This window comes from Xanthobacter sp. NM-59 (genome assembly GCF_021401125.1).
In the GTDB taxonomy this organism is placed as follows: Bacteria; Pseudomonadota; Alphaproteobacteria; order Rhizobiales; family Xanthobacteraceae; genus Xanthobacter.
Genome location: NZ_JACBFQ010000005.1, coordinates 128817 through 147904, shown reverse-complemented (window position 1 = coordinate 147904; position 19088 = coordinate 128817). Strand labels below are relative to the sequence as shown.

Genomic DNA, 19088 nt, shown 5'->3' with positions numbered 1-19088 from the left:
TGGCAGCGTGAGGAAGACACGATTTGGCGCCTATGCCTTTGTTTTCCCCTTCCTGGCGGTCGGCCTGGCCGTCCTGCTGGCGCTGGTGCCCCAGCTCGCTCCCGATGCCGCGCCACCGGGGGTAGCGGGCGAGGCGCGCCTTGTGGGCGGGCTGCTTGCGGTGCTGTTTCTCTGCGGCTCCTCCTTCTCTGCGGTGGCGCATTCGGACGTGGCGGCGGCGCGCCTGGGCCAGCCCTATGGAACCCTGGTGCTGACCCTCTCGGTCACGCTGATCGAGGTGTCGGTGCTCGCGGCCATGATGCTGCACGCCTCCCACAATCCGACCCTGGTCCGCGAATCGGTGTTCTCGGTCATCATGATCGTGAATACGGGCATTGTCGGCCTGTGCCTGCTCCTGGGCAGCCTGAAGCACCGCGAACAGGTGATTCAGCAGCAGGGGGTGGCGGGCTTTCTTTCGGTGCTGATCGCGCTCGGGGTGATGCTGCTGATCCTGCCGAGCGAGACGCGCGACGGTGCCACGGGCCAGTTCACACCGTTCCAGCTCGGCTTCATGGCCTTTGTCGCGGTCGGCCTCTATGCGGCTTTTCTCTATATGCAGACCGTGCGCTACACTGAGCACTTCGTCGGCATCGATGACGAGCAGAGCGACAGGCGCCCTTCACTGAGGCGCTTCTTTTTTGCGGTGGGCATGCTGCTGCTGAGCCTGGCGGGCGTGGTGAGCCTTTCCGACCACGTGGCCGGCAGCTTCGAGGATTTCCTCGCGCTCTTTCCCCTTGCCGATCCCGACGCGGTGACCGGCGCGCTGGTGGCCACCCTGCTGCTTCTGCCAGAGGGCATCAGCGCCGTGCGCGCGGCGAGCCGCAATCACCTGCAGCACAGCCTCAACATCGCCCTGGGCTCGGCGCTGGCCTCCATTGCGCTCACCATTCCGGCCATGGCCGCCATCAGCATGATGCTCGGCCTGCCCATGGTGCTGGGCCTCGATCCGGAGGACAGGACCATGATGGTGCTGACCTTCGTGCTGTCCATCGTGTCGTTCGGCACGGGCCGCACCAATGCGCTCAACGGCATCGTGCACCTCATCCTGTTTGGCGTGTACCTGATGCTCACCATCGTGCCGTGAGCGCCGGCTGCGGCGAAAGAAGGGGAGAGGCGGGCGAGGGAGGGCGCTCTCGGCGGTGGACACGGCGCGGGCCAGGTGGCATGTTCCGCCCCGGTTTCGGAACGAGGCGTGGGCCGTGAAGACTCTCCTGCTCTACATCTTCACCTGGTGGCAAAAGCAGACCGTGGGCACTTGGTTGTGGACCAAGCGCTACGGCGAGTTCGTCGGGAAGGACGAGTTCGGCAATCGCTACTATCGCACCAAGGGTGGCGTGGTTGACCCGACCCTCGGCTTTGAGCGGCGCTGGGTGATCTATCCGGGCTATGCGGAAGCCTCCAGCATTCCTCCCGGCTGGTGGGGCTGGATCCACCACCGCGTCGATACGCCCCCCTCGCAGGAAACCTACACGCCTCACGAGTGGCAGAAGGAGCACAGCGCGAACCTCACGGGTACGCCGGCCGCCTATCATCCCAAGGGTTCCGTGCTTGCCACCGGGCCGCGCCCGGCGGTCACCGGCGATTACAAGGCCTGGGCCCCCGGCGAGTGAGGGCTGCACTTGGTCCCTCCTCGGGTCCGTTCCGGATGCCGGGGAAGGGGAGGGTGGATTTCGTTCCCGCCGGCCAGACGCCGGGCATGTGGCGCGCTCGAACGGGCGCGCCATTTTTGTTGCGGCTGCGGGGCTGAGGCTTCGCCCCGCCGCGCGGGCGGGAATCAGCACGGTTGGGGCTCGGCCGCAGGTCACTGCAGGTTCCTAATGGAACCTTCGGGGCAGCCTATCCGGTTGCTCCTATGCTCTTCTTTCACGCGCAACGGAGCCAACTTCGCTTGGAAGTGCTCTCTTCTTTCGCGCCGGGAGCGGCGTGAAAGGGGCGGGTGCACCCATCTGCTGCCGGGGTTCTCTCCTTTCGCGCAGGGGCTCGGGCTCGTGGAGGGCGCAGCGCGATCCCGACGGGCGCGGTGGTGCCGCCGGACCCGCCAACCGGGGCGCTTTTCTTCCGCCCCGATTCCCCGGCTGGTTCACGTCGCGCGGGCATGGCGCGGGGCGGAGGCAGCCCTTGCATTCGCCTACGCCCTGTTCAAGCCGCATTGTCAGTGCTAATCGGCCTGTCACGAAGCTCAACTCGGTTCGGAGGCGCCGCATGGCGCACCCGTCTCGCCATAGGGTGCTTCCGGCGGCCCGGCGTGGGTCCGCGCGACGGAAGCACGTGGGTTCCAGATACTAGACCGGTGCGCCTGTAGCATGATGCGGATGTCCCAGGGCCTGGCGTGGCTCGCCCTCGCGGCGGCGGCGCAGGCGGTATGCCTCTCGCCCGCCGCGGCGCAGCTCCAGCGTTCGGGAATCGAACAGTCGAACGTGCCGCCGCCCACGGGCTATGGCGCCCCCACTGCGCCGGAGCCGCGCCGGGTCTCGCCGCCCGCGCCCTACCAGCCCTCGCCCTACGAGCCCGCCCCCTATCGGCCGGAGCCGTCTTCATCCGCTCCAGCCGCCCCCGGCCGCGCCACTACGGCGGCGGCGCCGGCCACAGCCGCGCCAGCTGTGCCGGGTGATGTGGAAGGCGTGGTGGTTCAGCCGCCGGCGGTGAAGATTCCCAATGGCTATGCGGTCTATGCAGGCCTCGACAAAATCACCGGCCGCACCACCACCTTCGATGTGGCCATGGGCGAAACGGCCCAGTTCGGCGCACTCCAGGTGACGCCGCGGGTGTGCTACACGCGCCCGGCGAACGAGACGCAGAACACCACGTCCTTCACCGAGGTGAACGAGGTGACGCTGAAGGGCGAGGCCAAGCGCATCTTCACCGGGTGGATGTTTGCGTCCAGCCCCGGCCTGCACGGTGTGGAACACCCCGTCTATGACGTGTGGCTGATCGGCTGCAAGGCCCCGGCGCCCGTCACCGCGGCCCCGGCGGGCCAGCAGTAGAAGTCCCCTTCCACCGCCAGCGCCTGATCCAGCAGGCGGTGATATTGGCGCCGCGAGACCTCGGTGGCGCCGAAAGTCTTCAGGTGGCTGGTGACGAACTGGGTGTCGAGCAGGCGAAAGCCGCCGGCGATCAGCCGCCCCACCAGGTGCACCAGCGCCACTTTGGAGGCGTCGCGCTCGCGGTGGAACATGCTTTCACCGAAGAAGGCGCCGCCCAGCCGCACCCCGTAAAGCCCACCCACCAGGCGCCCGTCGCGCCAGGCCTCCACCGTGTGGCAGCGGCCGCGCGCGAACAGCTCGCCATAGAGGCTGCGGATGCGGGTGTTGATCCAGGTCTTCTCGCGGCCCTCCTGGGGCTCGGCGCAGCCGTCGATGACGCCCTCGAAGTCCGAATCCACCCGCACCTCGAACTTGTCGGACCGCACCGTGCGCGCGAGCCGCGAGGAGATGCGGAAGTCGTCGAGGGGGATGATGCCGCGCCGCTCGGGCTCGATCCAGTAAAGGCCGGGATCGTCGGCGCTCTCGGCCATGGGGAAGATGCCGCAGGCATAGGCCTTCAGCAGCACCTCCGGAGTGATTTCCACGATCTGGTCGTTCAATCGGCTCATGACGACCAGATTAGCAGGAAATGGCGCGACTGTATGGCGCAGCGGCCCGCGCGGGGGGAATTTCCCGCTCACTCTCCCTTGAGGAAGGTGCCGATGCGCGCCACCGCCTCGCGCATGTCGTCGGCCGATCCGGCATAGGAGAGGCGCAGGAACTGCTTGCCCCGGAAGGGGTCGAAGTCCACCCCCGGCGTGGTGGCCACGTGCACGGCATCGAGCATGCGGGTGGCGAAGGCGGTCGAATCGCCGGTGAAGGCCGATACGTCCGCATAAAGGTAGAAGGCGCCGTCGGCGGGCAGGAAGTGGGAAAGCCCCGCCTTCGGCAGCCCCTCTGTGAGAATGCGCCGGTTCTCCACATAGCCGGCCTTCACCTTGTCCATCTCCTCGCGGCCCTCGAAAGCGGCGGCGGCGGCGATCTGCGATAGGGTGGGCACGGAAATGGAGAGGTTCTGCTGCAGCCGCTCCATGGTGCGCGAGAGGCCGGGCGGCACCACCATCCAGCCCACGCGCCAGCCGGTCATGCAGAAATATTTGGAGAAGGAATTGATGACGGTGACATCCTCCGCGATCTCCACCGCGCTCACCGCCGGAAAGGCATAATCGAGCCCGTGATAGATCTCGTCGGAAACGAAGGCGATGCCGAGTTCCCGCGCGCATTCATAGAGTGCGGTCAAGGCGGTCCGGTCCATCATGGTGCCGGTGGGGTTGCCGGGACTCGCCACCAGAACGCCCTTGAGCGGCGCCTTGCGATGGGCCTCCATCAGCCGCTCGGGGGTGAAAGCGTGGCGGTCCTCGGCGCGGGTCTCGATCAGCACGGGCTCGCAGCCCAGCGCCGAGAGCACGTGGCGATAGGGCGGATAGCCCGGAGCGGCGATGGCCACGCGGTCGCCGGCCTCGAACAAGGCCAGGAAGGCCAGGATGAAGCCGCCCGATGAGCCATTCGTTACCACCACCCGCTCGGGGTCGAGGGCGACCTTGTGCACCTCCTCGTAGTGGCGGGCGATGCGGGTGCGCAGCGCGGGAATGCCCAGCGCCGCCGTGTAGGCCACCTGGCCGGCCTCCAGCGCGGCGGCGGCGGCCTGCCGGGCCACCAGTGGCGCGGGCGCGGCCGGCTGGCCCACCTCCAGGTGCATCACCCGCCCCCCGGCGGCCTCGATGCGCGCGGCATGCTCCATCACATCCATCACGATGAAGGGGGCGACGGCGCTGCGGCGGGAAGGCTGCACGCCCGAGCTGGCGCGGGGAGATGAAAGGGTCATGGATGAAGGTCCTTCGGCATTCGGGCGCGGGGCCTGCCGTGCTGCCGCCGCATTCTCGCGGTCCTTGAGAAAAAGGTCGCCCCAATGTGAAAACGGGTCCGTTGACCCGGCCGGCGCGGGGCGCCACTGTCCGCCCGCTTCCTAACGCCTGCCGTAAAGCGCGCCAAGGGGAGCGAGAACCGCGGGTCGTCCGGCACGCCGGTCACCAAGGCGGCTTCCGGCGGGGCGGCGTCCGACCGGGCACGCCTGTGGTGCGGTGGGGAATGACGGCGCGCATCGCCTCCAGGGAGGCGCCGCGGGCGGTGCGAAACGGCGAGGCAAGCGTCAGGGCTCATGGGCGAACCAACATCTTCCTCCCTTCTGCGCCGGGCCGCGTCGCGCGCCGGGCGGATGCTGGCGGGTCTCGCGGTGGCGGCCCTGCCTTTCCACGGCGCTTCCGCCCAGGAGAGCGCGCAGGGGCGGATGTCCACCATCCGCGACACCGAGATCGAGGCGCTGCTGCGCGACTACACCCGGCCGATTCTGAAGGTGGCGGGCCTGTCGCAGCAGAATGTGGAAGTGGTGCTCATCAACCAGCGCTCGTTCAACGCCTTCGTGGCCGACGGCAAGCGCATCTTCGTCAATACCGGCGCGCTCATCGATTCCAAGACGCCGAACCAGATCATCGGCGTGCTGGCGCACGAGACCGGCCATATCGCCGGCGGCCATCTCGCCCGCATGCGCCAACAGCTCGCGGGGGCACAGACCATGGCCATTGTGGCCATGCTGCTGGCCGGCGCGGGCGTGGCCGCGGGGGCGGCGAGCGGCATGGGCGGCAGCAATCTGGGCAGCGCCGCCGCAGCCGGCATGAGCGCTCCGCAGGAAATGATTCGCCGCTCGCTCCTTTCCTACCAGCGCAGCGAGGAGCAGGCCGCCGACCGATCGGCGGTGAAGTATCTGGATGCCACCCACCAGTCGTCCAAGGGCATGCTGGAGACGTTCGAGCGCTTCCAGAACGACCAGCTTTTCATCAGCCAGCGGGTGGACCCCTACCTGTTGAGCCATCCCATGGCGCGCGAGCGTATCGCGGCGCTGGAGCAGCTGGCCAAGTCCAGCCCCTATTACAATGCCAAGGACTCGCCGGAGCTGCAGGCGCGCCATGACCTGATGCGCGCCAAGCTCATCGCCTTCACCGAGCGGCCGGAGGCGGTGAACCGGCAATATCCCATCTCGGACAACTCGCTGGCGGCGCAATATGCCCGCGCCATCTCGGCCTATCGGTTCGGCAATGTGGACCGGGCGGTGGCGCAGATCGACGCGCTCATCGCCAAGCAGCCCAATAATCCCTATTTCTACGAGCTGAAGGGTCAGGCCCTGCTGGAGAGCGGGCGCGCCGCCGAATCGGTCGCGCCCCTGCGCAAGGCGGTGGCCATGACCAACGGCGCGCCGCTCATCCGCGCCATGCTCGGCCAGGCCATGGTGCAGTCGGGCAGCAAGACCAACCCCGACGAGGCCATCCGCGAGCTGATCCAGGCGACGGTGCGCGATCCCAATTCGGCCGGGGCGTGGCGCTCACTCGCCATCGCCTATGGCCGCAAGGGCGACCTTGCCAATGCCGACCTTGCGGCGGCGAACGGCTATTTCGCTTCCGGAGACTTCAAGACCGGCCGCGAGCTCGCCGCCCGCGCGCGGGAGCGCTTTCCCAAGGGCACCCCGGGCTGGCTGAAGGCCGACGACCTCGTGAGCTTCAAGCCTCCCGAGGGCGCCGACAAAGGCGGCCCAGGCGGCCGGCAGTAGACGACCCTTTCCTCACGCGATGGAGATTCGCATGTTCTCGCGCCTCGGCCTCAGCGCCGGCCTCATTCCGCTGGCGCTGGCGGCCGCCTTGGCCTCCAGCCCCGCTTCCGCCTTCACCGACGAGGAGAAGAAGGAGCTCGGCCCTGTCATCCGGGAATACCTCCTGCAGAATCCGGAGGTGCTCCAGGAGGCCATCATGGTGCTGGAGACGCGCCACAACGCCGCCGAGGCCCAGGAGCGCGGCAAGGCGCTGGCTTCCGTGAAGCCGCTGCTGATGGAAAGCCCGCGTGGCGTGGTGGTGGGCAACCCCAAGGGCGACGTGACCCTGGTGGAGTTCTTCGACTACAACTGCGGCTACTGCAAGCATGCGCTGGCCGACCTTCAGAACCTGATCAAGGAGGATCCGAACCTGCGCGTGGTGCTGCGCGAGTTCCCGGTGCTTGGCCCGGGCTCGGTGGAAGCCGCGCAGGTGGCGGTGGCGGTGCGCATGGTGGCGCCCGACAAGTACATGGCCTTCCATCAGGCGCTGCTGAACGGCCGTGGCCAGGCCGACCGGGCCAAGGCCCTGGCCGCCGCCAAGTCCGTGGGCATCGATCCCGATCTCCTGCAGAAGCAGGCCTCCTCGCCGGAGCTCAACGCCACGCTGGATGAGAGCATGAAGCTGGCCGAGGCGCTCTCGCTCAACGGCACGCCCTCTTATGTGGTGGGTGACCAGGTGGTGGTGGGCGCGGTGGGCTTCGACAAGCTCAAGGCCGCCATCGCCGACACCCGCGCCAAGGAAAAGGCGCCGGCCAAGGCGAACTGATCGCTTTCCGCGCATCCGGGCTGATGCAACCCGGATGTGCGTAAACCGGATGGGCGCGGCGCGGGGCGGGGCGAGCGGCCTCTTTCCTTGCGCCGTGACCACCCCTATAAGTGCGCCCGACCCGGCCATGGGGCGCCGGCGGCAGATGTCTGTTTGATGTCGAATATTATCCACGTCTTGAACGGGCCTAACCTCAACCTCCTCGGCACGCGCGAGCCCGGCATCTATGGTGCCGCGACCCTGGCCGATGTGGAGGGGCTGTGCCGCGCCGAGGCGGCGCTGCATGGTCTTGAGATCGTGTTCCAGCAGACCAATTCGGAAGGCACGCTCGTGGACCTGATCCAGGCCGCGCGCGGCGCGAAGGGGATCGTGCTGAACGCGGCGGCCTATACGCACACCTCCGTGGCCATTCGGGACGCGGTGGCGGCGGTGGGGGTGCCCACCATCGAGGTGCACCTGTCCAACGTGTTCGCGCGTGAGCCGTTCCGCCACCATTCCTATTTGTCGCCGGTGGCGCGCGGCGTGATCTGCGGCTTCGGCCCGCAGAGCTACGTGCTTGGCATCCAGGCGCTGGCGCGCCTTCCGTGACGATATGATGGCGCGCCGCCCGGCGAAAGCGGGCGCGCTGCCGGCAAGAGCAGGATGATGATGAAGCCTACCAAACCTCAGATCGATACCGACCTCGTCAAGGATATCGCCAAGCTCCTGTCGGACAGCGACTTGACCGAGATCGAGGTGGAGCATGAGGGCCTGCGGGTCCGCGTGGTGCGCGCTCCGGCGCCGGTGATCGCCGCCGCCCCGATGGCCGCCGCCGCGCCCGCCGCTGCCGCCGCCGTGGCCGCGCCCGTGGCCACCGCCGATGCCCCTGCCGATCTGTCCAAGCATCCCGGCGCGGTGACCTCGCCAATGGTGGGCACGGCCTACCTGTCTCCGGAGCCCGGCGCCCCCGCCTTCGTCGAGGTGGGCGCCAGCGTGAAGGAGGGCCAGACGGTGCTCATCGTCGAGGCGATGAAGACCATGAATGCCATCCCCGCGCCCCGCTCCGGCACGGTGACCCGCGTTCTGGTGGGCAACGCGCAGCCGGTGGAATACGGCGAGCCGCTGCTCATCATCGAGTAATTCGGCAGATCGGCGCGCCGCCTGTTCACTGGTGGCGCGCTGCGCGTGAGGCGCTCCAGGTCCTCTGCGGGCCCCGGAAGCGCTCCCGGTCCTGGAGGTGGCGTGTCCTTCCCGAATGAGGGGAACCCACCCCGCTCGAAAATGCTCTGAGGGCAGGCCAGATGTTCAAGAAAATCCTCATCGCCAATCGCGGCGAGATCGCGCTGCGCATCCTGCGCGCCTGCAAGGAGCTCGACATTGCCACGGTGGCGGTGCATTCCACCGCGGATGCCGACGCCATGCATGTGCGCCTCGCGGACGAGAGCGTGTGCATTGGCCCGCCCCCGGCGCGCGACAGCTACCTGAACATTCCCTCCATCCTGGCCGCCTGCGAGATCACCGGCGCGGACGCCGTGCACCCCGGCTACGGCTTCCTGGCGGAGAATGCGCGGTTCGCGGAGATCCTGGCGGATCACAATATCGGCTTCATCGGCCCCAAGGCGGAGCACATCCGCATCATGGGCGACAAGATCGAGGCCAAGAAGACCGCGCAGGCCCTGGGCATCCCCGTGGTGCCGGGCTCCGAGGGCGGCATCCGCGACGACGAGGAGGCCCATCGCGTGGCCGCCGAGATCGGCTTTCCGGTGCTGGTGAAGGCCGCGGCCGGCGGCGGCGGGCGCGGCATGAAGGTTGCGCATGCCAAGGAGGACCTGTCGCAGGCCCTCTCCACCGCCCGCATCGAGGCCAAGGCAGCCTTCGGCGACGACGCGGTCTATCTCGAGAAGTACCTCTCCACGCCGCGCCACATTGAGGTGCAGGTGCTGGGGGACGGCCGGGGCAAGGCAATCCACCTGGGCGAGCGTGACTGCTCGCTGCAGCGCCGCCACCAGAAGGTGTGGGAGGAGGCGCCCTCGCCGGTGATCACCGCCGCCCAGCGTCAGCAGATCGGCGAGACCTGCGCCAACGCGATGCGCGAGCTGCAATATCTCGGCGTCGGCACGATCGAGTTCCTGTATGAGAACGGCAGCTTCTACTTCATCGAGATGAACACCCGCATCCAGGTGGAACATCCGGTGACGGAGATGGTGACCGGCATCGATCTCATCAACGAGCAGATCCGCGTGGCCGCCGGCGAGCCCATGAGCCTCGCCCAGGAGGATGTGGTCATCAATGGCCATGCCATCGAGTGCCGCGTGAATGCAGAGCACCCCACCACGTTCCGCCCCTCGCCGGGCAAGATCACGCATTATCATGTGCCGGGTGGTCTCGGCGTGCGCGTGGATTCCAATGCCTATCAGGGCTACGTGATCCCCCCCACCTATGACAGCCTGGTGGGCAAGCTGATCGTCCACGGCCAGAATCGCGACGAATGCCTGCGCCGCCTGCGTCGGGCGCTGGATGAGTTCGTGGTGGACGGTATTGACACCACGCTCCCGCTGTTCCGGACCCTGGTGCGGACCCGGGACATCGCGGAGGGCAAATACGACATCCACTGGCTGGAGCATTTCCTGGCCGACACAGCGCATCCGCACGGCTGAAGCCTGAGTCTTCCTGGATCGGACGGTTTTCATGACGACCGCGCGGCACCCAAGCCGCGCGGTCGTTGCGTTTTGGGGGGGGGGCCTCGGCGGCGTCGTGCGGGGAATCGGCGTGGGCGCGGAGATGAGATGGGCGGGGTGGTTTTGTGGGGAGATGTACTGGAGGCTTTATTCAGAAGATCATGAATATATTTTTACCTTAACGTATGGTTATGAAGTTCTGCGCTTTCAGGCGCGACGTTACGGTGCTGTCTCAGCGGAAACTGTTTGATTGGTATAGGATTGAAGTTGTTGCCGTGAAGACACGGTTGGCGATGGATTGCACATTTGGGGCCGTAAGGGCGCTGTCGCGCATCATTTTGCAGGTGCGTCTTCACTTTTGACTCGCATAATGTCTCGTCACTGGGGTGGCGTCTGCGCTCCGGTGTGGCGCTTCGTGTTCAGGTGTCGCGTGGCTTCGCCGCGTTTGCGCCGCAACGCGGGCATGTTAAAGGCAATCGTGGCTGTCGCGGTTTGGCGCGCTGCGGTCGTCGTCCGCATGCCGAGTGGTGTCTGGCACGGCCGGTGCCAGGCAGTGAGGTGTGAGGGGGCGTCATCCGGACAGGCCCCTCAGGCGCGTCGGCGCCGAGGGCATCGTCCAGGGGGCGACGCATCGGTGGTCATTGCAGTCAGCAAGAAGGCCAGGGGGAATGGTATTGAATTGGCTCCGCAGCTGCCGGCTCGCTCTTGGTGAGACGCTCAAGCCCGCGCACGCGCTTCTGGCCCTGGCCATGGGTGCCGCGCTGGGCCTTGCTGGCTGCGAGACGCCGCGTAGCGGCCCCATGGCGAGCGAGATCCAGCAGGAGAGCGAGAATCCGGGAGATTTCCCGTTCCGCCTCGTGCCGGTGGATGTGGCGGTCAGCCGCGTGCTGCTGCGCAATCCCGACGACAGCATGAGCACCAACGGCTTCTTCCGCAGCGACCGCAAGGCCGGCGGGCCGGTGCTGGGCCCCGGCGACACGCTGGCCATTACGGTGATGGAGCCGGCATCCGGCGGCGTGTTCTCGGGCATCAATTCGCAGACCGCGGGTGGCCAGTCGGCCGCTCTCGTTACGCTGCCCGATATGTCGGTGGACAGCCAGGGCACCATCAGCTTCCCTCTGGTGGGCTCCGTGCACGTGTCCGGCTTGACCACCCGGCAGGTGCAGCTGAAGCTTGAGGAAGAGCTGAAGAGCCGCATCATCCAGCCGCAGGTGATCGTCCGCCTCGTCGGTAACTCGGCCAACAAGGTCATCATTGCCGGCGCGGTGAAGGCGCCCGGCGAGTTTGACGTCACCGCCGCCGGCGAAACCCTGCTGCAGCTCGTGACGCGGGCCGGCGGGCCCACGGTCGCGCCCAGCGACGTCATCGTGGAGCTGACCCGGAACGGTACGACGCGCTCCGTGCGTCTGCAGGCGCTGATCAACCAGCCGACCTCGGACGTGAAGCTCAAGGGCGGCGATTTCATCAACATTTCGGTGAAGCCGCGCATCTATCTCATCATGGGCGCCGCCGGCCGCACCACCGAGGCGCCGCTGCCTCCGGAGCAGCTGACCCTCGCCAATGCGCTGGCTCGTAATGGCGGCCTTCAGGACACGCGTGCGGACGTGCGGGGCGTGTTCGTTCTGCGCTATGAGCCGAAGCGGGTCGTCAGCCAGCTGACGCCCGACCAGCCGGCGGACACGCCCTATGTGCCGGTGGTCTACCAGTTCAATTTCCAGGCGACTTCCGGCTTCTTCCTGGCGGACAGCTTCGTGCTGCGGGACCGGGACATCATCTATCTCTCCAACGCGCCGAGCGTGGAGATGCAGAAGTTCCTGGAACTGTTCCGTGTCGCCGTGTCTCCGGCCATCAGCGCCGTGGGCGTCGCGGCCAGCATCAACAACCTCTGATCTGGCCTTCCGGCTGCAGGCGGAGTGAAAAGGTGGCCTTGGGGGGCGCGTCCGGATGGAGGCGCCCCCCATTGCCGTCGGGATAGGAGTTGCCGAACCAGCCGCGATTCGGATATTCCGGCGCAAGCAGCTGGGGCAGGGCACTGCCAAACGTCGGGGAACGCTATGATCAGCATGTCGCGCAAGGACTTCCTGCCCAAGCGGGCCTCCCGGATCGCCAAGGCAGCGGGCGGACGCGCTGCGCGCTTGTTCGCCGGCAAAGCGCTGGTGTCCGTGCTGGCTCTGGGTGGCGCGCTGATGCTCCAGGGCGTGGCCGCACGTGCAGAAAATGCCACGCCCGCCACCCCGCCGTCGGCGAGCGAGACCCGCTCGACCCATGGCGACTGGATCGTGCGCTGCAAGAAGGACGTCTCGCCGAAGGAGTGCGAGGCGGTGCAGACCCTTCAGACGACCGATCTCAAGGGCGTCCTGGCCCATGTGGCCGTGCGTGCGCAGCACCAGGGTCCGGTTCGCCTGATCGTCCTGACGCCGCCCGGCGTCTGGTTGCCCGCGAATGTCACCCTCAAGGTGGGTGGTGTGCCGGACATCGCGCTGACCTACAAGCGCTGCGGCCAATATTGCGTGGCGAGCGTGGAGCTGACCCAGGAGAATATCGCCGCCCTGAAGGCGAGTTCGGGACAGGGTGATCTCACCTTCGAAAATGGCTCGCGTAACCCGATCATCCTGCCCGTTTCCTTCAAGGGCCTCGGCGAGGCCATGGAAGCCAGCCTGAAGGATTGAGCGCGGCCGTAGCGGAGGCGTCGAGTGACGCCTCATGCCGGCTTGTGTTTGCCCCGTTTCGTGGAAACGAAACGGCGTCGAGCATGCATCGAGGGGCCATTCGCGGCTTGCCTGGCCCCTCGCCCCTTTGACTGCGGCGAGGGAGCCGATTGCCGTTTCAGGATGGCGGATGGACGGCCTTCCAATCGGCGCAGCGGGCCGGTCGTTTGCGATCCGGGGCGGGGTGCGGGTGGCACCGGAGTTTCCTAGGCGACCGCAACATTCGCGCCCCTGCCGGCGCCGCCGGATATCAGCGCGATCTGTTGGATCACCCTGATATCCGATTTCCCGTTTATCGATATTGCACCAGCCGAGTGGGGCTATCCCGCGTGTCCGGCTCCGTTTGTGATTGACGTCGGCGCCATACACCGGCGCGGAGCGCTCGCCTGGCCGGCGAGGCATTGCGTATATCGTCGCAAGCGGCTCCAAGGACGTGGGCGCCGGTATCCTGGAAAAACCCGTCGCAAATGCCGAGCCGGCGCGTTTCGTCGTCTCAGCCGGACCGCAGCCCTCGTCCCCCAGCCAGGCGCATCGCACTTTGGCATCGGCTGCCCGCCGTCACCTGCCGGAGTGGTGGAAGCGGTCTTCGTCATTATGGTGGGGCAGCCCGCCCGTGCGCCTTTGCCGGATCGGCGATCCCCGGTGCCGCGGACCGGGAGCGGGCCGCCGGTGCATCAGCCCGGCAGGCACCGCCTGCGCTGTGCGCGTCGAGCGCCCTTGCCCGATGGCAGCGGAACCGCGTCATTCGGCGTAAGGATTGTCCTTCTGGCGCAGGGTCAGGCGGATGGGGACGCCGGGCAGGTCGAATGCCTCGCGCAGGGCATTGGTGAGGTAGCGCACATAGCTTTCCGGCAGCGCATCCGCCCGCGAGCAGAACAGCACAAAGGACGGGGGCCGGGCCTTGGGCTGGGTGATATAGCGCAGCTTCACGCGCCGCCCCGAGACAGCCGGCGGCGGGTGGTTGTCCACCGCCTGCTGGAGCAGGCGGTTGAGCGGGTTGGTGGCCACGCGCTTGTTCCACACCTTGTGGGCCTTGGCGATGGCCTCCACCAGCTTGTCGAGGCCATGCCCCGTCAGGCCCGAGAGGGGCACGATGGGCACGCCCTTGATCTGCGGCAGCAGGTGGTCCGCCTCCTCGCGCAGGCGGGTGGCGAGGCCGCCGCGGGCGATCAGGTCCGACTTGTTGTAGCCGATCACCACGGCGCGCCCCTCGCGGGCGACCAGGTCCGCGATGCGCAGATCCTGCTCCTCGAAGGGATGGGTGGCGTCGATGAGCACCACCACCACCTCGGCGAACTTCATGGCGCGCAGGGCATCGGCTGCGGAGAGCTTCTCCAGCTTGTCCTCGATGCGTGCGCGCTTGCGCAGGCCGGCGGTGTCGAACACCTCCAGCTTGGTGCCGCGGAAATCCACCTCCACCGCGATTGAGTCGCGGGTGATGCCGGCCTCGGGGCCGGTGAGCAGGCGGTCCTCCCCCAGCAGGCGGTTGATGAGCGTGCTCTTGCCGGCATTCGGGCGGCCCAGAACGGCCACCTTGATGGGCCGCTTGGGCGCGTCATCGCCCTCCTCGCCGTCTTGGGCCTCTTCCTCCTCCAGCGCTTCGGGGCTGGTCTGTTCCGGCAGGGCGTCACAGATGGCGTCGTAGAGGTTCGAAAGTCCCTCGCCATGCTCGGCCGAGAAGGGCACGGGCGTGCCCAGACCCAAAGCGAAGGCCTCCATGGTCCCCGCTTCGCCGCCACGCCCCTCACTCTTGTTGGCCACGAGAATGGTGGGCTTGCCGGAGCGGCGTACGAAGGCCGCGAAGGCCCGGTCGGTGGGCGTCAGGCCCACGCGCGCGTCAATGAGGAACAAGAGCGCGTCAGCATCGCCGATGGCAGCCTCGGTCTGGGCGCGCATGCGGCCCTCAAGGCTCGCCGCGTCCGCCTCCTCGAGGCCGGCCGTATCGACGATGCGGAAGGTGAGGTCGCCAAGCCGGCCGTCGCCCTCGCGGCGGTCACGCGTGACGCCGGGGCGGTCGTCCACCAGCGCGAGCTTCTTGCCCACGAGGCGGTTGAAGAGGGTGGACTTGCCCACATTGGGCCGGCCGACAATGGCCAGGGTGAAGCTCATGGAATCGGCTCGGCTGGGATCGACGCGGCTGGGATCGACTTGCCGCCCGAAGAAGAGGTGAATGAGGCTGGCCGTCGTCGCGCGTCAGCGCGACGGGCCGACCCCGGGGGTGGGGGGTGTGGCCGGCGCGTCGAGGACGGCGTTGGCATTGCTGGGCTGCCCGGGGCCGGTCGAATAATCGACGCCTGGCACGCCTTCCGGGAACACCGCGTGGCGCTCGCCGGGAATCGGCTTCTTGTGTTCCTCGAAGGGGTTGAACTTCTCGAGGCTTTCGCAGCCGGCCGCCGCCAGAGCGAGCGAGAGCCCGATGGCGACGCGCAGCGTGCGCAGGAGGCGAGGGGCATGTCCCATGGAGCGCATCCTTACTTTTCGGGGGCCGGAGCGGCCGGGGCCTCGGCGGGAGCCGAAGGCGCCTTCGGTGCGTCCGCGGCAGGCTCGCCGGCAGCGGACGGCGCAGGCGAGTCGGGGGTGGCCGCGGGTGCGGCCGGGGCCGGCGCGGCGGGAGCGGTAATGCGGCGCAGGAGCTCCGCGCGGGAACGGATGCCGGCATTGGCGTCCGCATCCTCGGTGATCTCTGTGGCGGTCTTGTTGGCGGCGGCGATGTCGCCGGCCTTCATCTGCGCCAGGGCCAGGATCTCGCGCGCCGGATTGCGCAGCGGTCCGGTGCCGGCGGCGAGGTCGCCCACGCGCTGCCTCACGGCGGCGAGGTCGGAGGTGTCCAGCAGGATGAGGCCTGCGCGCAGCTGCCCCATGTCGCGCACCAGAGCGGGCAGGCGCCCGTCTGCGGCGATGGCATCAAACGCGGCGACGCCGGCGGCCTTGTCGCGCGCGGCGGCGGCATTGGCTGCGTGGAAGAGGGCAATGGCGCGATAGCCGTCCGGCCCGGTCTTGGCGATCTCCTGGAAGGCGGCCTCGGCCTCGGCGACCTTGCCGGCGGCGTTCAGCGTCACGGCCTCGTCGAGGGCGAGGCTGGCGGCAATGGCCTTCTGCTGGCGCCAGTACTGGTAGCCGCTCCAGGCCGCCGCGCCGGCGATGGCGAGCACGACCGCGGCAATGAGGACAATGCCGTAGCGGTCCCAGAGCTTGCGCATCCGCTCGCGGCGGAGGTCTTCCTGGATCTCGTGGAAAATGTCGGTCATCAAAGGTCCGCAGGTGCTGGGGGCCGGCGTTCCGGCTCAGGGCGCGTAACGTATCCATGCGGCCTCATCGTGGCAAACCCGGCGTGGTCGCGCCTGTGGGCGACGCAGGTTTGCATTCGCTATTGCCGGCGCCGGCCCCCGCCCTAAACTCTTCCGCGAAGGGCGACGGCGGCGCCGGGGGAGGCAGGGCGATGGCGAAGGGCAGGGACGACGCGCGGCCGCAGCAGGCCGGCCCCTCGTTCGAATACCGCCTCAACCGGACCCCGGTCGGGGTGGTGATGCTGGATGCGGAATTGGCCATCCGCTCGGTGAATCCAGTGGCTTTGCGTCTGCTGGCGCCGACGGGGGCGGACCTGTTCGGCGCCAATATCCTGGATCTCCATCCGGAGGAGGCGCGCGACAAGGTGGGCTGGCTCATCTCCCGCGCGTCGAGTGGGCCGGAGGGCACCGCCTCGCTGGTGGTGACCACCGCCATGGGCAGTCTGGTGGCGAAGGTCAGCCGTCTCGACGGCACAGGCGGCGCGGTCGAGGGCTATTGCATGATGATCCATGCGTTGACCGATGCGCCCGCAATGGGCCGCGCCGAATCGGAAGCGGCGGAAGAGCTGATGGAAGCGCTGCCCGTGGCGGGGGAGGCGGGCCAGGCCCTTTGCCCCCTGATGAAGCTGCCCTTGATGCACGGCAAGGGCGCTGTGATCTCCCTCATCGATGTGGGAGAGGTGGTGTGCCTGGTGGCCCAGGGCCATTATGCGGAGGCGCGCACGGTCTCCTTCTCCGCCTTCTGCCCGCGCTCCCTGGCGGATCTGGAACGGCGGCTGGACCCCGCCTCCTTCCTGCGCGTGCATCGGCGCTATGTGGTGAACATGCGCCATGTGCGCGGCGCGGCGCGCACCGATGGGGCCTGGCACCTCATCCTCGCGGACAAGCAGGGCACGCAGGTTCCGGTGAGCCGGGCGAAGGTGGAGACCATGCGGCGCATGCTCGCCGTGTGACGCCGAAGGCCAGCCGGATGGGACGGCGTGCCATTCGTGCAGCCCTGATGCCGTTCGTGCACGCACGCCGTGAGCCGTTCCCGCATCGTTGAGCGGCGTTGCGTGGCCCCGCACCCTTTGCCCCTGCGCGGTCGACGCGCCTGACTGCTAAGGGGCCCTGCAATGGATTCACCCGCCGCCCGTTTCTCCGAGCTGCCCGACGAGCTCGACAATGCGGACCGCTACGTCACCTTCCGCGGCATCGATTTCGACGGCAACATGGCGCGGGTGCTGGGCCACCTTGCCCGATACATCGACGATCCCGCGCGCACCAATGCCTTCTGGGCCCGCTTCAAGTCGCGGTTGGAAGCGGCGGAGGCGGGCGGGGCAGCCACCTGTGACAAGCTGCTGCTGCTCCATTCCCACGTCTATTACATGGTGGACCTGTTCGAGGAGTACGATGACGAGGCAGCACTGGCCGATCTCAAGAAGCTGGAGGAAGAGTGCTTCTGAGCCTTGGAGCGGTTTCGGGCGCAGGGGACACGCGGTTCGCGTGAAGAAGACGCGTCAACTCCAATCCCTGGAGCATCCCCCGAGCCCGTGAAGAGGGGGCGGGCCCTAGCCCACCGCAAAGCCGGCCCGCTTCAGGCGGACCACGGCGACGTCGAGGGCGGAAAGAAAGGCCGAGCGGTCGCGGGCGGAGAAGGGCTTCGGGCCGCCGGTGACGGTGCCGGCCGAGCGCAGTTCGTCCATCAGGTTGCGCGTGGCCAGGGCCATGCCGATGGAATCGGCGGTGAAGGGTTTGCCGGAAGGGGCGATCACATCCGCCCCCGCCTTCACACAGCGCGCGGCCAGGGGCACGTCGGCGGTGACCACCACATCGCCCCGCGACACCCGGGCGGCAATGAAGTCGTCGGCCGCATCCGGCCCGGCGGGCACCACCACCCGTTCCACCAGCGGGTGCGAGGGCACCGCCAGCGCCATGTTCGCCACCACATGCACCCGGATGCCGTGGCGCCAGGCCACCTTGTAGGCCTCATCCTTCACCGGGCAGGCGTCGGCGTCGATATAAAGGGCGATGGGCGCGACCCGCCCCGTGACTGGAATGGTCATGGCCGGGAGATGGCAGGCGGGCGCCGCGCCGGCAAGGGGGGATCCCGCCCGCACGGTTCCATGTGACGGGATTAAGACGGTTAGGATTGACGCGGGGCGACGGTCGCGCCAAGCCTTCCGTCATGACATCGCTGATCACCCGCGGCCGCCGCCGCATCGAAAGCCTGCCCGTCATCGGCCGCCTGCTCGCCTCGGTGAGCCGGATGGAGCGGATGACCCTCGCGACCGTGGCGTTCGCCGCCTGTGCGCTCTATGCCTTCGTCAAAGTGGCCGACGAGGTGATGGACCACGAGACGGGCGGCCTGGATCGCGGCATCCTGCTGGCGCTGCGCGACCCGGCGAATCTCTCCGATCCGCTGGGGCCGCCCTGGTTCGAGGAGATGATGCGCGATTTCACGGCGCTGGGCAGCACCGGGGTGCTCACCCTGCTGACCATCGTCGTTCTCCTGTTCCTGCTCATGACCCATCGGCGTCATTCCGCGCTGCTGGTGGCGCTGTCGGTGGCCGGCGGCACGGCGCTGTCGCAGGTGATGAAGTGGGGCTTCGACCGGCCGCGGCCGGATCTGGTGCCCCATGGCACCGCCGTCTACACCCAGAGCTTTCCCAGCGGCCACGCCATGCTCTCGGCCATCGTCTATCTCACCCTGGGCGCGCTTCTGGCCCGCACCCAGGCGCGCACGCGGGTGAAGGTGTTCATGCTGGCCGTCGCGGCTGCGGTGACGGTGCTCGTCGGCATCAGCCGTATCTATCTGGGGGTGCACTGGCCCACCGATGTGCTGGGCGGCTGGATGCTGGGCGCCGCGTGGGCGGCCATGTGCTGGCTGGTGATGCTGTGGCTCCAGCGCAAGGGCGACGTGGAGCCCGAGCCGAAACTCCCGGCGGAGGGGGAGGAGCTTGCGGGGCAAGCGCCGCGGGCGCCCTGA

At 68.1% G+C, this 19088-nt stretch carries 19 protein-coding genes; 13 read left to right on the top strand and 6 right to left on the bottom strand.

What is annotated here, in order from left to right:
• The first annotated feature begins 7 nt into the window (after positions 1-7).
• The 3 genes from L0966_RS11530 (at position 8) to L0966_RS22540 (ending at position 3023) form a co-directional block, all read left to right on the top strand.
• Positions 8-1123 (top strand): ionic transporter, encoded by a 1116-nt coding sequence (locus tag L0966_RS11530; RefSeq protein WP_234052045.1) that lies wholly within the window; start codon positions 8-10, stop codon positions 1121-1123.
• Positions 1124-1238: 115 nt separating this feature from the next.
• Complete coding sequence (locus L0966_RS11525; RefSeq protein ID WP_234052044.1) at positions 1239-1649, top strand: NADH:ubiquinone oxidoreductase subunit NDUFA12; 411 nt, start codon at positions 1239-1241, stop codon at positions 1647-1649.
• 702 nt (positions 1650-2351) lie between these two features.
• Entirely contained in the window at positions 2352-3023 is a 672-nt protein-coding gene (locus tag L0966_RS22540) for a DUF2155 domain-containing protein (protein WP_370641829.1), read from the top strand.
• Here the strand turns inward: L0966_RS22540 and aat are convergent.
• Positions 2954-3631 carry a leucyl/phenylalanyl-tRNA--protein transferase gene (gene aat, locus L0966_RS11515; protein WP_234052043.1) on the bottom strand — a complete coding sequence of 226 codons (678 nt, stop codon included), beginning with the start codon at positions 3629-3631 and terminating at the stop codon, positions 2954-2956. The two genes, L0966_RS22540 and aat, sit on opposite strands and share 70 nt — an antisense overlap.
• 68 nt (positions 3632-3699) lie before the next feature.
• Positions 3700-4887, bottom strand: a complete 1188-nt coding sequence (locus L0966_RS11510; protein ID WP_234052042.1) for a pyridoxal phosphate-dependent aminotransferase — start codon at positions 4885-4887, stop codon at positions 3700-3702.
• Positions 4888-5220: 333 nt separating this feature from the next.
• Here L0966_RS11510 and L0966_RS11505 point away from each other — a divergent pair, with 333 nt between their 5' ends.
• The 7 genes from L0966_RS11505 (at position 5221) to L0966_RS11475 (ending at position 12794) form a co-directional block, all read left to right on the top strand.
• Complete coding sequence (locus L0966_RS11505; RefSeq protein ID WP_234052041.1) at positions 5221-6663, top strand: M48 family metalloprotease; 1443 nt, start codon at positions 5221-5223, stop codon at positions 6661-6663.
• 31 nt (positions 6664-6694) lie between these two features.
• The gene (locus tag L0966_RS11500) at positions 6695-7468 is read left to right on the top strand and encodes a DsbA family protein (protein ID WP_234052040.1); all 774 of its coding nucleotides are present in this window, start codon (positions 6695-6697) and stop codon (positions 7466-7468) included.
• Between the two features lie 156 nt (positions 7469-7624).
• Entirely contained in the window at positions 7625-8056 is a 432-nt protein-coding gene (gene aroQ, locus L0966_RS11495) for a type II 3-dehydroquinate dehydratase (RefSeq protein ID WP_234052039.1), read from the top strand.
• 60 nt (positions 8057-8116) lie between these two features.
• Positions 8117-8587 (top strand): acetyl-CoA carboxylase biotin carboxyl carrier protein, encoded by a 471-nt coding sequence (accB, locus tag L0966_RS11490; RefSeq protein WP_234052215.1) that lies wholly within the window; start codon positions 8117-8119, stop codon positions 8585-8587.
• 161 nt (positions 8588-8748) lie between these two features.
• Positions 8749-10104 carry an acetyl-CoA carboxylase biotin carboxylase subunit gene (accC, locus tag L0966_RS11485; RefSeq protein WP_234052038.1) on the top strand — a complete coding sequence of 452 codons (1356 nt, stop codon included), beginning with the start codon at positions 8749-8751 and terminating at the stop codon, positions 10102-10104.
• Between the two features lie 689 nt (positions 10105-10793).
• Positions 10794-12014, top strand: coding sequence for a polysaccharide biosynthesis/export family protein (locus L0966_RS11480; protein ID WP_234052037.1), 1221 nt, complete (start codon positions 10794-10796; stop codon positions 12012-12014).
• Between the two features lie 165 nt (positions 12015-12179).
• Positions 12180-12794: an invasion associated locus B family protein gene (locus L0966_RS11475; protein ID WP_234052036.1), complete on the top strand. Its 615-nt coding sequence runs from the start codon at positions 12180-12182 to the stop codon at positions 12792-12794.
• A gap of 780 nt (positions 12795-13574) precedes the next feature.
• Here the strand turns inward: L0966_RS11475 and der are convergent.
• The 3 genes from der to L0966_RS11460 all read right to left on the bottom strand — a co-directional run bounded on the left by der (position 13575) and on the right by L0966_RS11460 (position 16081).
• Positions 13575-14942 carry a ribosome biogenesis GTPase Der gene (gene der / locus L0966_RS11470; RefSeq protein ID WP_234052035.1) on the bottom strand — a complete coding sequence of 456 codons (1368 nt, stop codon included), beginning with the start codon at positions 14940-14942 and terminating at the stop codon, positions 13575-13577.
• An 84-nt stretch (positions 14943-15026) separates the two neighbouring features.
• Positions 15027-15293 (bottom strand): hypothetical protein, encoded by a 267-nt coding sequence (locus L0966_RS11465; protein ID WP_234052034.1) that lies wholly within the window; start codon positions 15291-15293, stop codon positions 15027-15029.
• 11 nt (positions 15294-15304) lie between these two features.
• Complete coding sequence (locus L0966_RS11460) at positions 15305-16081, bottom strand: tetratricopeptide repeat protein (RefSeq protein ID WP_234052033.1); 777 nt, start codon at positions 16079-16081, stop codon at positions 15305-15307.
• Between the two features lie 191 nt (positions 16082-16272).
• Here L0966_RS11460 and L0966_RS11455 point away from each other — a divergent pair, with 191 nt between their 5' ends.
• Together L0966_RS11455 and cowN are read left to right on the top strand one after the other, a co-directional pair.
• The gene (locus tag L0966_RS11455) at positions 16273-17073 is read left to right on the top strand and encodes a PAS domain-containing transcriptional regulator (RefSeq protein ID WP_234052032.1); all 801 of its coding nucleotides are present in this window, start codon (positions 16273-16275) and stop codon (positions 17071-17073) included.
• A 162-nt stretch (positions 17074-17235) separates the two neighbouring features.
• On the top strand, positions 17236-17565 hold the full coding sequence (gene cowN, locus L0966_RS11450; RefSeq protein ID WP_234052031.1) for a N(2)-fixation sustaining protein CowN: 330 nt from the start codon (positions 17236-17238) through the stop codon (positions 17563-17565).
• A gap of 105 nt (positions 17566-17670) precedes the next feature.
• Here cowN and L0966_RS11445 read toward each other — a convergent pair whose 3' ends face one another.
• The gene (locus L0966_RS11445) at positions 17671-18165 is read right to left on the bottom strand and encodes a YaiI/YqxD family protein (RefSeq protein WP_234052030.1); all 495 of its coding nucleotides are present in this window, start codon (positions 18163-18165) and stop codon (positions 17671-17673) included.
• A gap of 122 nt (positions 18166-18287) precedes the next feature.
• Here L0966_RS11445 and L0966_RS11440 point away from each other — a divergent pair, with 122 nt between their 5' ends.
• Positions 18288-19088: a phosphatase PAP2 family protein gene (locus L0966_RS11440; protein ID WP_234052029.1), complete on the top strand. Its 801-nt coding sequence runs from the start codon at positions 18288-18290 to the stop codon at positions 19086-19088.